Source organism: Actinoplanes sp. NPDC049548, assembly GCF_040676695.1.
Classification (GTDB): Bacteria; Actinomycetota; Actinomycetes; order Mycobacteriales; family Micromonosporaceae; genus Actinoplanes.
Genome location: NZ_JBFAPM010000003.1, coordinates 374,109 through 387,661, shown reverse-complemented (window position 1 = coordinate 387,661; position 13,553 = coordinate 374,109). Strand labels below are relative to the sequence as shown.

The following is a 13,553-nucleotide window of genomic DNA, read 5'->3' as shown; positions in this document are numbered from 1 at the left end:
CATGAGAGCTGCGCGCATTTCCTCGTACGGCGACCCGTCGGTGATCCGCATCGAGGAGCTGGATCCGCCCGTGCCCCACGCCGGTCAGGTGCTGGTGGAGGTGGCGGCGACCTCGATGCACCCGACGGAGACGGCGCTGCGGTCCGGGCTGCTCGCCGCGCTGATGCCGGTGACCCTGCCGCTGACGCTGGGCTGGGACGTGGCCGGCACGGTGGACGGCCGGCCGGTGGTCGGGATGCTGGACGCCGGCGCCGCCGCCGGGTACGCGGTCGTCCCGGCGGACCGGCTGGTGACCGCGCCGGCGGGTGTTCCGCTCGCGGACGCGGCGGCGCTGCCGTTGGCCGGGATGACGGCGTGGCAGGCGGTGGCCGAGCAGGCGCGGGTCCGGGCCGGGAAGCGGGTGCTCGTCAACGGTGCCGGTGGCGGCATCGGTTCGCCGTGCAGGTGGCGCGGCATCTGGGCGCGTACGTGATCGGCACCGCGGGCCCGCAAAGCACGGCGGCGGTCCGGGGTCTCGGTGCCGACGAGGTCGTCGACTACACGTCGGGGCCGCTGCTGCTGGACGGGCCGGTCGACGCCGTGGTGAACTGCGCCGCGATCGGTGACACGGCCGCGCGGGCCCTGCCGGCGCTGGTCCGGCCCGGCGGCCGGGTCGTCACGGTCGCCACCGCGGTGCCGCCGGCGGCGGGGGTCGCGGCCTGGCACATGGTCACGCGCAACGACCCCGCCACCCTGACGACGCTGGTCGGCCTGGTCGACGCCGGGGTGATCCGGTTGCCGATCAGCGACCGTCGCGACCTGGACGAGCTGCCCGAGCTGCACCGGCTGTCCGAGGCCGGCGCGCTGCGCGGGAAGGTGGTCGTCCGGGTGTGACGAGGGGGTGCCTCGCGGCTCACGCGGAGCCGGGACACCCCCTGCACAGCTACCGGACCGGTCAGGCCCGGGTGAAGACCAGCGCCACGTTGTGGCCCCCGAAGCCGAACGAGTTGTTCATCGCCGCGGGGATCTCCAGGTGACGGGCCTTGTGCGCCGCCACCTCGAGGTCGAGCCGGTCGTCCGGGTCGTCGAGGTTGATCGTCGGCGGCACCACGCCGTCCCGGATGGCCAGGATGGTGGCGATCGACTCGAGCGCGCCGGCGGCGCCGAGCAGGTGGCCCGACATCGACTTCGTCGAGGTGAGGATCGGGTGGTCGCCGATGGCCGCGCGGATGCCCTTGATCTCGCCCATGTCGCCGACCGGGGTCGAGGTGGCGTGCGCGTTGACGTGGACGATGTCCGTGCCGGTCAGGCCGGCGTCGCGGATCGCCCGGTTCATCGCGCGGATGCCGCCGCGGCACTCCGGGTCCGGCTGGACGATGTCGTAGCCGTCCGAGGTGATGCCGGCGCCGGCGAGGCGGGCGTACACGGTGGCGCCGCGGGCGGCGGCGTGGTCCGCGCGCTCGAGGACCAGTGCACCCGCACCCTCGCCCAGGACGAAGCCGTCGCGGCCCTTGTCCCACGGCCGGGAGGCCTTCTCCGGCTCGTCGTTGCGCGTCGACATGGCGCGCATCGAGGCGAAGCCGGCGATCGGCAGCGGGTGGACCACCGCTTCGGTGCCGCCGGCGACGACCACGTCGGCGCGCCCCGAACGGATGATGTCCAGGCCCAGGGCCATGGCCTCGGCCCCGGTGGCGCAGGCGCTGGCCATCGAGTGCACCCCGGCCTGGGCGCCGAGGTCGATGCCGACCCAGGCGGCCGGGCCGTTGGGCATGAGCATCGGCACGGTGTGCGGGCTGACCCGTCGCGGCCCGGAGGCCTCCAGGATGTCGTCCTGGTGCAGCAGGGTCTGGGCACCTCCTATACCGCTGCCGAAGCTCACGGCGAGGCGCTCGGGGTCGAGACCGGCGTCGGCCAGGCCGGAGTCGGCCCAGGCCTGGTGGGCGGCGATCAGCGCGATCGCCTCGGAACGGTCGAGCTTGCGCAGGCGGACCCGCTCCAGAACCTCCGACGGTTCCACGGCGAGCTGGGCCGCGATGCGTACGGGCAGCTGCTCGGCCCACTCCTGGGTGAGCGCACCCACCCCGGAGCGGCCGGCGAGCATGGCGTCCCAGGTGGACGCGACGTCCCCGCCGAGCGGGGTCGTCGCGCCGAGCCCGGTGACGACGACGTCTGTGGTGCTCATGTCAGTGATTCGCCTCGATGAAGGAGACGGCGTCGCCGACGGTCTTCAGGTTCTGCACCTCGTTGTCGGGGATCTTGACGCCGAACTTCTCCTCGGCGGCCACCACGACCTCGACCATGGACAGCGAGTCGACGTCCAGGTCGTCGGTGAAGGACTTGTCCTCGGCGACGTCGTCCGGGTTCACCCCGGCGACCTCCTCCAGGATCTCGGCGAGGCCGGAGGTGATCTCAGCGCGGGTAGCCATTGTTCGATGGTTCCTCTCGGTGGTGGGGAAAAACTCGTCGGGAGGGAACGTCTGCCCTTACGGGCAGCGGACGACCTGCCCGGCGTAGGTGAGGCCGCCGCCGAAGCCGAAGAGCAGGACCGGGGCGCCCGAGGGCACCTCACGGCGCTCCACGAGCTTGGACAGGGCCAGCGGCACGCTCGCCGCGGAGGTGTTGCCGGACTCGATGAGGTCCTTGGCGACGACCACGTCGGGGCCCAGACCCAGGCGCTTCACGATGCCGTCGATGATGCGGGTGTTGGCCTGGTGCGGCACGAACGCGGCCAGCTCCTCCGGCTTGACCCCGGCCCGCTCGCAGGCCTGCAGCGCGAACGGGGCCAGCGCGGTGGTGGCCCAGCGGAAGACGCTCTGCCCCTCCTGCTGGATGTACGGCCGCCAGCCCTCGATCCGCAGCACGTCGCCCTTCTCCGGGGCGGATCCCCACAGCACCGGGCCGACGCCGGGCTGCTCGCCGTCGGGCACCGCGGTGACGACGGCCGCACCGGCGGCGTCGCCGAACAGGACGGCGGTGGTGCGGTCGGTCCAGTCGGTGACGTCGGAGAGCTTCTCCGCGCCGATGACGATGGCGTTGCGGGTCGCGCCGGCGCGGATGGCGTGGTCCGCGGTGGCCAGCGCGTACGAGAAGCCGGAGCACGCGGTGTTGAGGTCGAACGCCGCGGGCGCGCTGACCCCGAGCCGGGCGGCCACCCGGGTGGCGACGTTCGGGCAGCGGTCCACCGAGGAGCAGGTGGCGACGACGACCATGTCGATGTCGGCGGCGGTCAGGCCCGAGCCGGCCAGGGCCTTCTCCGCCGCGAAGGTGGCCATGTCGGCGACCGACTCCGCGTCGGCGATGCGGCGCTCGGCGATGCCGACCCGGTCACGGATCCACGCGTCGTTGGTCTCGATGGTCGCGGCGAGATCGTCGTTGGTGACCACACGCGAGGGCTGATAGTGCCCCAGCGCGACGATGCGAGAACCCGCTGTCATGGCAATGCTCCTTCGGTAGCGGCGGCGTCCGTCACTCGCGGTGCCCGCCGTGCCGGGCGATGAGGTCGCGGGCGGCTGGGAGGTCGTCCGGTGTGTTCAAGGTGACGATCTCGGGGGCGCCGTCGCCCTTGAGCTCGCGTTTGACGAGGCCGGCCAGCGTGCCCGCGGGCGGCAGCTCGACGATCCCGGTGACGCCGAGGTCGCGCAGGGTTCCCATGGCCAGGTCCCAGCGCACCGGCGCGGTGACCTGGCGGACCAGGCGCTGCAGCATGTCGGTGCCGCTCGCGACGGCGGTGCCGTCGAGGTTCGACAGCAGGGTGCGCGCCGGGTCGGCCACGGTCACGCCGCCCGCGATCGCGCCGAGGGCCTCCTCGGCGGGGGCCATGTACGGCGTGTGGAACGCGCCGGCGACGGCCAGCGCCCGGACCCGGGCCGCGGCGGGCGGCTCGGCGGCGAACTTGGCCAGTGCGTCGAGGGCGCCGGCGGCGACGATCTGGCCGGCGCCGTTGCGGTTGGCGGGGTGCAGCCCGTGCTGCTCGATGGCGGCGACCACCGCGTCGGCCTCACCGCCGAGGACGGCGCTCATGCCGGTCGGCTCGAGGGAGCAGGCGGCGGCCATCTCCCGGCCGCGGACGCCGGCCAGGGCGACGGCGGCCTCGGCCGGGAACACCCCGGCGAGGGCCGCGGCGCCGAGCTCGCCGACGCTGTGGCCGGCGACGACGTCGACCTCGGCCAGGGGCAGGTGATCGCCGGCGAGCAGGGCGGCGGCGACGAGCAGCGGCTGGGTGCGCGCGGTGTCCTTGATCTCCTCGGGGCCGGCCTCGGTGCCCAGGTGGATCAGGTCCACGCCGGCGAGCGCGGACCACCACCGGAGCCGGTCTTCGGCGCCGGGGAGTTCCAGCCATGGTGCGAGGAAGCCGGGCTTCTGGGAGCCCTGGCCGGGCGAGAGTACGGCGAGCACGTCCTCGACTCTTCCGGATCCGGGCGCGTTCCGGGGTTGCTGCAGCAGACCAAACCCTACGATCGGCGTTGTGGGGTTCCTACAAACCCCACCCTGATACGCCCCGGTACGTGGGGTTTTAGAGGGGTTCCCGTCACCCCACCGGCGGTCCGTCGTTGCCGTGATTTAGCTCGCAGGATCGAGCCGTCCGATGGTCAGCGCCATCCGAAGGGCGAACGCGTCCCGCCCGTCCAGCGGCGACAGCCCGGTCACCTCGGCCACCCGCTTGAGGCGGTAGCGGACGGTGTTGGGGTGCACGTACAGCTCCCGGGCGGCGCTCTCCAGGACACCGCCGGCCGCGAAGAAGGCGTCCAGGGTCTCCAGCAGGCCGCCCCCCGCGCGCGACAGCGCCCCGTACGCGTCGTGCTTGAGCGCCCGGCGCGCCTCGGAGTCGCCCGCCAGTGCCCGCTCGGGCAGCAGCGCATCGGCCGCCACCGGGTTCGGGGCGCCGGGCCAGGCGGGTGCGGCGCGGAAGCCGGCAAGCGCGGCGCGGGCCGACTCGGTGGCGTGGTCCAGCGACGGTACGGCCGGACCCACCACGATCGGCCCCTCGCCGAAAGCGGCGGCGAGCTGCCCGGCGATGACGATCGGGTCCGCGGCGCCGCCCATCACCACCACCAGCCGGTCCCCGTGCACCCCGCCGATCACCTCGACCCGGGCGCGCCGGGCGGCCCGGTAGACGGTGTGCAGGACGGCCGTGTGGTCGCCGCCGGGGGAGCGCCCGACCACCACGGCCACCGGCGGGGCGTCGGCCCACCCCAGGGCGGCGGCCCGGCTGGCGAGCACGTCCGAGGAGTCGCCGCGCAGCAGGGCGTCGACCAACAGCGCCTGCAGGCGGGCGTCCCAGGCGCCGCGCGACTCGGCCGCGCGGGCGTACACCCGGGCGGCGGAGAACGCGATCTCGCGGGAGAACTTCAGGATGGCCTCGGTGAGGGCGCCCTCCTCGCCGGCGGCGGCCAGGTTGGCGACCTCCGACTCGGCGACGTCGATGGTCACCTTGATCAGCTGGACGGTCTGGGTGAGCGTGATGGAGCGGGCCAGGGCCCGGGGCGCGGCGGCGAAGACCTCGTCGGAGATCTCCTGGGTGCCGGCCGCCGTGCCGCCCGAGCGCAGCCACTCGACCAGGGAGCGCACGCCGGCCTGGGCGACGAGCATGACCCAGGACCGCTGGTCGGCGGGCAGCGCGCGGAACCACGGCAGCGTCTCGTCCATCCGAGCGACACTTGCGGAGGCCAGCGCGCCGGCGCTGCGTTCGACTCGGCGCAGGGTGGCAGCCAGCGGTGGTCGTTTCGCCGTACCCCCGGATCTGCTTTCTGCCACCCGACCAGCATGTCAGGGCCGTGCCGGGGCGCCGTAGCCGACCGAGGTTCGGGGAGTTTTGGGAATTTTGTCCGTAATAGCGGTGCGCCTTCACCGCGATTCCGGTCGGTGACCTGGCATGGTGTCGTCCTAGCACCGCGAGGACCGGCACCCCGCGAGGGTCAAGAAGGGCCGGGCGGTGCCGATCAGACGGTACCGGCGATCGGGCGGAAGGAGGCAGGAGTGACGGACCACGAGGGCGTACGCCCCGACACGGAGCACGATGCCGGGGAGGAGACCCAGGCTCCCGCATCCGACGCCGCCGCGCTCGCCGTGGTGCCGACCGGCGACGAGCCGGTGGACGACTTCCCGCACCGCGTGGGCTGCCGCTCCGAGCTGCGCGGCTGGGCCGGTGCCCATCTGCACGGCGCCGTCCGGCCCCGGCGCCGCGCGGCCGGCCGCGGGCGGCCCCCCGGCCGCTGGTGCTGAGTCCTCACCCTGAGGGGTGACTGCCGGGCGCGTCCGGCGGACCGTGCGGCCCTGCTGCCGACACGGTGGGAGGCGTGGACGACAAGAGACGGCTGATCCTCGACCAGGCCCTGGCGCTCGTCGACGAGCGCGGGCTGGCCGCCATGTCCATGCGGGCGGTGGCGGAACGCGTCGGCCTCACCTCGATGGCGCTCTACCCGTACGTCGGCGGTAAGGACGCGCTTCTCGACGGGCTGGTCGATCTGCTGCACCTCGAGCTGGGCTCGGCGTACGGCGACGACGCGGCGGACATCGACTGGCGGCATCGGCTGCGTGCCCTCGGCCGGGCGGTGCGGGCGTTGTCCCGCCGGCATCCCGGGGCGTACCCGCTGCTGCTCAACCGGCCGTCGCCGGGCAACTCCTGGCTGACCGCGGCGCTGCGCGCGACCCTGCACGACGCCGGTGTCCCGGGGGCCGAGGTGCCGCGGCTGACCCGCATGATCTGCGCGTTCCTGCTCGGCTACACCACCGGCGAGGTCACCGGCGGTCTGCCGTCCGGTTTCGCCGCCGCCTCCGAGGCGCCGTCCGAGTCCGGACCGGCGCCGGCTCCCGAGGGCGATGCCGCCGCCGACGCCGAGTTCGGCGCCGACCTCGACGACCTGGTCCGGCTCGTGGAGGTCACCATCCGGGTCGCGTGAGCGCCGTTCCGCGTCGCGCCGGGTCCTTCGTGGCCTATAAAGGTGCAAAAGGTACGCAGGAGGCGCGATGACCGACGACTACGTGGCCCAGCGGTACGTCCACCTTCGCCGCGCCGCGTTCCTCATGTGTGGTGACTGGGACCGTGCCGGAGAGCTGGCACGCGCCACGCTCGCCCGGGCGCTGACCGATCCCGACGTCGGGGATCTGGACCTGTGGGCGTACGGCGACCTGATGGCCGCGTTCAAGCCCACCCACGGCCGGCGCGAGCACGTCTTCGTGGCCCCGCCGGAGGCCGCCGCCCAGGGTGCCGCCGACGTGGACGCGGCCCTCGGCGACGTCTACACCGTGCTGGTCCTCGACGCCCTGCGCCGCCTCTCGCCGAAGTGCCGTGCCGTCGTGGTCCTGCATCACTTCTGCCATCTGTCCGTCAACGACACCGCGGACGTGCTCGGCATCGACGGCGGCAAGGTCACCGAGTACGAGGCGGAGGGTTTGACCGCCTTCGACGCGCTGATGCGGATCGCCCGCCCGGCGGTGGCCCGATGAGCGCCGCGATGACCGCCGTCCTGGAGCGGGCGTGCGAGAGCGAGCCGCCCATCGGCGACGCCGTCGAGGACATCTTCCGGCGGGCGGAACAGCTGCGCCGGCGCCGCGCGCGTACCGTCATCCTGGCCGGCCTGATCGCGGTCGTGCTCGTCATCCTGCTCGGGTACGCCCTCACCACCGTCCTGCTGCCCGGCCCCCAGCCGCGCTCGGCCGCCGCCGTGGCGGTCGCCCAGCCGCGCCCGTCAGCCGTGCTGGACCCGGTCCTGCGCGTGCTCGCGCCGGCGGTCGACGCCAAGCACTTCCGCGTCGTCCCACGCCTGCCGTCCTCGGGCCCCGGCTGGCGCCAGTACGCGGTGATGGACGAGGACGGGCGCCCGCACGGCCTGGTCGAGGTGGCCGTCTTCGACGCTCCGGTCGGGCTCTGCCTGCCGGTCCTCGCCGACGTGGACGCGTGCGCGAACCCGGACCGCACCCGGGCCGGCATCGAGTACGCCCGCTACGCCGACACCGAGGACGTGGACTGGCAGGTGCACGAGGTGATCGCCCGCCGCGTGGTGGACGGCCGCACGGTGGCCGTCCAGGCGACGGGGGAGCGTGGCACCGGCGACGCGGACAAGGGCAAGCCGCCGCTCTCCGCGCGTGAGGTGGCGCAGGTGGCGACCGACCCGCGCCTGCTGGACGCCTTCGGGCTGGGGGAGCGGTGCAACGCCCCGGCTCCCGCCTGCCCCATTCTCAAGGTTCCCGTCCGCCCCGCGGGCTGATGCGGGTCAGACCCGGCGGCGGATCAGGTAGGCGACGCCGCCCAGGCCGGCCAGGACCACCACCAGCACGGCCCCGTTGATGAGCAGCAGCCGCCGCATCTGGCTGAGCACATCGCTGCCGACCGCCAGCGGGTCGAGCTCCTCGCGGTCGACGTCCTCGCCGATGCCGCCGCCGATGCCGCCGCTGACCACGTCCGGCTTCTCCTTGAGCGGGATGCCGCTCAGCCGCAGCGACTCCGACATGGTGAGCCGGCCGTAGAACCAGCCGGCCGTCTTCTTGCCGGTGGGCTGCTTCGCCGGCCGGTAGGCGCGCGGGCCGCCGGACGCCATCGGGTAGAGGTCGTACAGCTGCGTGGCCTTGTCCTTGATCAGGACGGTCACGGTGAACTTGGGGCCGAGCTTGTCCGCCTTGGGCCGGGTGGTGGTCGGCGCGGCGCCGGAGAGCCAGTTGACCTCGCTGAGCACCCGCTGGAACAGCTCCGGCCGGTCGGCCTGCTGGATCACGATCTTGCCGCCCGTGAACTTGCCGGCGATCTGGACGGCGGTCGGCTTCGGCGGCGCCTTCGGGGCCGCGAGCGCGGAGTCCTGCCGTGGCGCGGCGAACGCCGCCGGGGCCAGCCCGGCGCTGAGCGCCACCGTCGCGGCCAGCATGCCCGTCACGGACACCAACCGCCTGATCGTTCCTCGAGCCACGTCCGGCCTCCCCCGCCTGCGTGATGGACCCTGCCCCGCTGCGCGCGTTCCCACAGCCTCCCCGGATACCGGCCCGGACGCATCTCGAGGTGGCGACCTTTGGAGCTATCCGGAATCGGTGCTGGGGAGGCATGGGCTGCTGATCAGCGCGCGAATAGTACCCAGCGGGCGCAAGCCGTGGATCACCGCGTCACCCGCGCTGCTGACAGTCGTACCGGTACGACTGTCAGCGATGGCGGACGGTGCCCAGATGCGATATGCGCCCGCCGGGACCTCCGGCGGGCGCATATCGAGATGAGAACGTGATGTCAGCCGAGCTTCGCCCGGGCCGCGGCGAGCCGGGCGAGGGTCCGCTCCCGGCCGAGGATCTCGAGCGACTCGAAGAGGGGCAGTCCGACCGTACGGCCGGTGGCCGCGACCCGGACCGGTGCCTGGGTCTTGCCGAGCTTGAGGCCCCGCTCCTCGCCGACGCGCTCCAGCGCGGCCTTCAGCGGCTCGGCCGTCCACTCGGTCAGGGCGCCGAAGGCGGCCGCCGCGGCGTCGAGGATGTCGCCGGCGCCCTCCTTCATCGCCTTGGTCCACGACTGCTCGTCGGAGACCGGCTCGTCGAGGAAGAGGAAGTCCACGTAGTCGACGATCTCGCTGAGCACCGAGATGCGGGTCTGCGCGAGCGGCGCGACGGCGGCGAAGACGGTGGAGTCGAACTTCGCCGGGTCCCACGGCGGGGCCGGGATGGTGCCGGTGCCGCCCAGCCAGGGCGCGCAGACGGCGGCGAACTCCTCGGCCGACAGCGCGCGGATGTACTCGCCGTTGAACGCCCGCAGCTTCTTGACGTCGAAGAAGGCGGGGGAGTGGTTGACGTCCTCGATGCGGAACTCCTGCACGATGGTCTCCCACGGCACGATCTCGCGGTCGCCGGTGGGTGCCCAGCCGAGCAGCATCAGGTAGTTACGCATGGCGGCGGCGAGATAGCCCTCGTCGCGGTAGGACTCGAGGGCCACCTTGTCGCGGCGCTTGGACAGCTTCTGCCGCTTCTCGTTGACGATGACCGGCACGTGCGCCCACACCGGCGGCTTTACCCCGAGCGCCTCCCACAGCAGCTGCTGCTTGGGGGTGTTCGGCAGGTGCTCCTCGGCACGGATGACGTGTGTGATGCCCATGGACATGTCATCGACGACGTTGGCGAGCAGGAAGACCGCCGAGCCGTCGCTGCGGGCGATGACGAAGTCCTCGATCAGCTTGTTCTCGAACGTCGGCTCGCCGCGGACCAGGTCGACGACCACGGTCGCGCCCTCGTCCGGCGTACGGAAGCGCAGGGCCCGGCCCTCGCCCGGGCCGAGCGCGCGGTCGCGGCAGAAGCCGTCGTAGCCGGTGTGGGTGTTGCCCGTGCGTGCCACCACGTCGTCACGGGTGCAGTCGCAGTAATACGCGCGGCCCTCGCCGTAGAGCCGGGTGGCGGCGGCGGTGTGCTCGCCCGCGTAGGTCGACTGGAAGTAGGGGCCCTCGTAGGTGCCGCGCTCGATGCCGATCCAGTCGAGTGCCGAGATGATCCCCTCGGTCCACTCCGGACGATTGCGCGCCGCGTCGGTGTCCTCGATGCGCAGGACGAAGGCGCCGCCGCTCTGCTGGGCGACGATCCAGTTCTGCAGCGCCGAGCGGGCGCCGCCGACGTGGAACATTCCGGTCGGAGAAGGGGCGAAGCGTACTCGTACAGTCACGAGCCCAGCCTACGGCGCCCGTCGAGGACGTTTCGGGCGGGCTTTTATCAAAGCTTGTATTGACGTTTATTAGTTAATCTTCTTAAGATTTGGCGGCCCAGTCCACCACGGCGCCCCCACGCCGGACGGAAAGGTCCCATCCCCATGCCCACCAGAAGAAGGCTTGCCTCCGCGGCGGCCGCCCTGTTCGTAGCGGCCGGCGGTGTCGTCACCGCCCTCGCCGTGCAGGGCACCTCCGAGGCGGCCGTGCTGCCCAACAACTTCAAGAGCGTCGGCTACATGCCCTCGTGGGCCGGCAGCGTCACCAGCATCCAGTACGGCAAGCTCACCCACATCAACTACGCCTTCGCGCTCCCCAACGCGAACGGCACGCTGCAGCCGATCGAGAACACCTCCAAGCTGTCCCAGCTCGTCTCCCTGGGCCATCAGAACAACGTCAAGGTCTCGCTGGCCATCGGCGGCTGGAACGACGGCAACGACTCGGGCTTCGAGTCGCTGGCGGCGAGCTCCGGTTCCCGGACGACGTTCGTCAACAGCGTCATGAGCGTCGTGAACCAGTACGGCCTGGACGGCATCGACATCGACTGGGAGTACCCCGACCCCGGCACCTCCGGCAACAACTACACCGCGCTGATGCAGCAGCTCGGCACCGCCCTGCACAACCAGGGCAAGCTGCTGACCGCCGCGGTGGTCTCGGAGGGCGGTACGGCCAACGGCGTCCAGCCCGCCGTCTTCGGCGTCGTCGACTGGCTCAACATCATGGCGTACGACGGCGGCAGCCCCCACGCCAACTACGACTGGTCGATCAACAGCGTCACCTTCTGGAAGGGCCGGGGCCTGCCGGCTTCGAAGGCGGTGCTGGGCGTGCCGTTCTACAGTCGCCCCGGCTACAAGACCTTCGCCCAGATCGTCGCCGCCAACCCGGCCTTCGCCAACCAGGACTGCGCCACGATCGGCGGCGTCAACGAGTGCTACAACGGCCTGCCGACGATCCGGCGCAAGACCCAGTGGGCCATGGCGAACGCCGGCGGGATCATGAACTGGGAGCTCTCGCAGGACGCGACCGGCGCCAACTCGCTGGTCAGCGCGATCTACGCGACGGCCACCGGCGGCACCACGCCGCCGACCACCCCGCCGTCGGGCCGCACCGGGCGGATCACCGGCATCGCCGGCAAGTGCGTCGACGTCGCCGCCGCCTCGTCGGCGAACGGCACCGCGGTGCAGCTCTACGACTGCAACGGCACGGCGGCGCAGACCTGGACGGTCGGCGCCGACGGCACGGTGCGGGCGCTGGGCAAGTGCATGGACGTCGCGGCGGCCGGTACGGCGAACGGCTCGCTCGTCCAGATCTACGACTGCAACGGTACGGGCGCCCAGCAGTGGCAGTCGCAGTCGAACGGCACGCTGCGCAACCCGGCGAGCGGCCGATGCCTGGACGCGTCGAACAACAGCTCGGCCAACGGCACCCGATTGCAGATTTGGGACTGCGTCGGCGGCGCGAACCAGCGCTGGGTGCTGCCGTAGTCCGAGAATTCTGGATCGGAGGGCGTCGCCGGGTGGCGGCGCCCTTCGTTCGTCTGCTACTTTACCTATCAGTTAATTAACCGGACGGTGAAGTTCGAAGGAGTGGGCGACATGGGCAAGCTGGTGGCGGTCTCGTACGTGACCCTCGACGGCGTCTTCGAGGAGCCGGCCTGGAGCGGTCCGTACTTCAACGACGAGCTCGGCAACTGGCAGGACCGCAACCTGCGCGAAGCCGAGGCGCTGCTGCTCGGCCGCAAGACCTATGAGGGCTTCAAGGCCGCCTGGCCCCAGATGGAGGCCGCGACCGGCGACTTCGGCAAGAAGATGAACTCGATGCCGAAGTACGTCGCCACGACCTCGCTCACCGAGCCGGAGTGGAACGCGACCTTCCTGCAGGGCGAGGTCGCCGACGCGGTGGCGAAGCTCAAGACCGAGCCCGGCAACCTGCTCCTCAACGGCAGCGCCGACCTGCTCAACCACCTGACCCGGCACAACCTCGTGGACGAGTACCGGATCATGGTCTACCCGGTCGTGGTCGGCGAGGGTCGCAAGCTGTGGCACGACGGCACCAAGATCGCTCTGAGGCTCACCGACACCTGGACCACCGAGACCGGTGTCGAGGTCATCACCTACGTCCCCGCCTGAGCCCATGGCGACCGACCAGCTCAGCGTCATCTTCGGCGCGCTCGCCGACCCGACTCGCCGGGCCATCCTGGCGCGTCTGGCCGAGGGCGAGGCCACGGTCAACGAGCTGGCCGCGCCCTTCGACATGACGCTCCCCGCCATCTCCAAGCACCTCAAGGTGCTGGAGCGCGCCGGTCTCATCTCCCGCGGCCGGGAGGCGCAGTGGCGCCCGTGCAAGCTCGAGGCCGAGTCGCTGCGCGAGGCCTCCGAGTGGGTGGACCGCTACCGCCGGTTCTGGGAGTCCAGCTACGACAAGCTCGACGCGCACCTCAAGCGCCTCATGAAGGGAAACACCCCGTGACCGACGAGATGACCTACCAGGAGCTCGACATCGTGCGCGTCTTCGACGCCCCGCGGCAGCTCGTGTGGGACGCGTGGACCGACCCCGACCAGATCGCGGCCTGGTGGGGCCCCGCGGGGATGCACACCCCGCGGGAGAGCGTCGAGATGGACGTCCGGCCCGGCGGCGTCTTCCGGCTCACCATGGTCATGGACGACAGCGGCGCGGAGTTCCCCTCGGACATGCGCTTCACCGAGGTCGACGAACCGGCGAAGCTCGCCTACGAGTGGGACGCCCAGCGCGGTCTCGGCGCCGGCTCCACGGTGGTGACCTTCACCGACCTGGGCGACGGCCGCACCGAGCTGACCAACCATTTCGCCGGCTGGATCACCGACACCGTGCGCGGGTTCATGGTCCAGGGCACCAACCAGCAGCTCGACAAGCTGGCGGCGTATGTCACCCGGTGAC

General features: G+C 72.3%; 17 protein-coding genes. 10 read left to right on the top strand and 7 right to left on the bottom strand.

Annotated elements, in window-relative coordinates:
- Position 1: 1 nt before the first annotated feature.
- Together AB0J80_RS09050 and AB0J80_RS09045 are read left to right on the top strand one after the other, a co-directional pair.
- A complete protein-coding gene (locus AB0J80_RS09050; protein ID WP_364702190.1) occupies positions 2-472 on the top strand; it encodes a hypothetical protein in 471 nt (156 codons plus the stop codon).
- Positions 439-873, top strand: a complete 435-nt coding sequence (locus tag AB0J80_RS09045; protein WP_364702187.1) for a zinc-binding dehydrogenase — start codon at positions 439-441, stop codon at positions 871-873. The genes AB0J80_RS09050 and AB0J80_RS09045 overlap by 34 nt, the downstream gene beginning before the upstream one ends.
- A gap of 61 nt (positions 874-934) precedes the next feature.
- Here the strand turns inward: AB0J80_RS09045 and fabF are convergent, their stop codons facing one another.
- The 5 genes from fabF to AB0J80_RS09020 all read right to left on the bottom strand — a co-directional run bounded on the left by fabF (position 935) and on the right by AB0J80_RS09020 (position 5,733).
- Positions 935-2,161, bottom strand: coding sequence for a beta-ketoacyl-ACP synthase II (gene fabF / locus AB0J80_RS09040; protein WP_364702185.1), 1,227 nt, complete (start codon positions 2,159-2,161; stop codon positions 935-937).
- A gap of 1 nt (position 2,162) precedes the next feature.
- Positions 2,163-2,405: an acyl carrier protein gene (locus tag AB0J80_RS09035; protein WP_364702182.1), complete on the bottom strand. Its 243-nt coding sequence runs from the start codon at positions 2,403-2,405 to the stop codon at positions 2,163-2,165.
- Positions 2,406-2,462: 57 nt separating this feature from the next.
- Entirely contained in the window at positions 2,463-3,413 is a 951-nt protein-coding gene (locus AB0J80_RS09030; protein ID WP_364702180.1) for a beta-ketoacyl-ACP synthase III, read from the bottom strand.
- Between the two features lie 31 nt (positions 3,414-3,444).
- Positions 3,445-4,374, bottom strand: a complete 930-nt coding sequence (locus tag AB0J80_RS09025; protein ID WP_364702177.1) for an ACP S-malonyltransferase — start codon at positions 4,372-4,374, stop codon at positions 3,445-3,447.
- Between the two features lie 165 nt (positions 4,375-4,539).
- Positions 4,540-5,733, bottom strand: a complete 1,194-nt coding sequence (locus tag AB0J80_RS09020; protein WP_364702174.1) for a helix-turn-helix domain-containing protein — start codon at positions 5,731-5,733, stop codon at positions 4,540-4,542.
- A gap of 222 nt (positions 5,734-5,955) precedes the next feature.
- Here AB0J80_RS09020 and AB0J80_RS09015 point away from each other — a divergent pair, with 222 nt between their 5' ends.
- The 4 genes from AB0J80_RS09015 to AB0J80_RS09000 all read left to right on the top strand — a co-directional run bounded on the left by AB0J80_RS09015 (position 5,956) and on the right by AB0J80_RS09000 (position 8,186).
- Positions 5,956-6,201: a hypothetical protein gene (locus AB0J80_RS09015; RefSeq protein WP_364702642.1), complete on the top strand. Its 246-nt coding sequence runs from the start codon at positions 5,956-5,958 to the stop codon at positions 6,199-6,201.
- A gap of 74 nt (positions 6,202-6,275) precedes the next feature.
- On the top strand, positions 6,276-6,878 hold the full coding sequence (locus AB0J80_RS09010; RefSeq protein WP_364702171.1) for a TetR/AcrR family transcriptional regulator: 603 nt from the start codon (positions 6,276-6,278) through the stop codon (positions 6,876-6,878).
- A 67-nt stretch (positions 6,879-6,945) separates the two neighbouring features.
- Positions 6,946-7,425, top strand: a complete 480-nt coding sequence (locus AB0J80_RS09005) for a sigma factor-like helix-turn-helix DNA-binding protein (protein ID WP_364702168.1) — start codon at positions 6,946-6,948, stop codon at positions 7,423-7,425.
- Positions 7,422-8,186, top strand: coding sequence for a hypothetical protein (locus tag AB0J80_RS09000; RefSeq protein ID WP_364702166.1), 765 nt, complete (start codon positions 7,422-7,424; stop codon positions 8,184-8,186). Before AB0J80_RS09005 ends, AB0J80_RS09000 begins: the two co-directional genes overlap by 4 nt.
- Before the next feature lie 6 nt (positions 8,187-8,192).
- Here the strand turns inward: AB0J80_RS09000 and AB0J80_RS08995 are convergent, their stop codons facing one another.
- A complete protein-coding gene (locus AB0J80_RS08995) occupies positions 8,193-8,879 on the bottom strand; it encodes a hypothetical protein (protein WP_364702164.1) in 687 nt (228 codons plus the stop codon).
- A 308-nt stretch (positions 8,880-9,187) separates the two neighbouring features.
- Positions 9,188-10,597: a glutamate--tRNA ligase gene (gene gltX / locus AB0J80_RS08990; RefSeq protein WP_364702162.1), complete on the bottom strand. Its 1,410-nt coding sequence runs from the start codon at positions 10,595-10,597 to the stop codon at positions 9,188-9,190.
- 144 nt (positions 10,598-10,741) lie between these two features.
- On the opposite strand from gltX, the gene AB0J80_RS08985 reads away from it, so the two are divergent.
- The 4 genes from AB0J80_RS08985 to AB0J80_RS08970 all read left to right on the top strand — a co-directional run bounded on the left by AB0J80_RS08985 (position 10,742) and on the right by AB0J80_RS08970 (position 13,552).
- A complete protein-coding gene (locus AB0J80_RS08985; protein WP_364702159.1) occupies positions 10,742-12,121 on the top strand; it encodes a glycosyl hydrolase family 18 protein in 1,380 nt (459 codons plus the stop codon).
- 111 nt (positions 12,122-12,232) lie between these two features.
- On the top strand, positions 12,233-12,766 hold the full coding sequence (locus AB0J80_RS08980; protein ID WP_364702156.1) for a dihydrofolate reductase family protein: 534 nt from the start codon (positions 12,233-12,235) through the stop codon (positions 12,764-12,766).
- Positions 12,767-12,770: 4 nt separating this feature from the next.
- Positions 12,771-13,106 carry a metalloregulator ArsR/SmtB family transcription factor gene (locus AB0J80_RS08975; protein WP_364702153.1) on the top strand — a complete coding sequence of 112 codons (336 nt, stop codon included), beginning with the start codon at positions 12,771-12,773 and terminating at the stop codon, positions 13,104-13,106.
- Complete coding sequence (locus AB0J80_RS08970) at positions 13,103-13,552, top strand: SRPBCC domain-containing protein (RefSeq protein WP_364702150.1); 450 nt, start codon at positions 13,103-13,105, stop codon at positions 13,550-13,552. Before AB0J80_RS08975 ends, AB0J80_RS08970 begins: the two co-directional genes overlap by 4 nt.
- Position 13,553 lies beyond the last annotated feature (1 nt).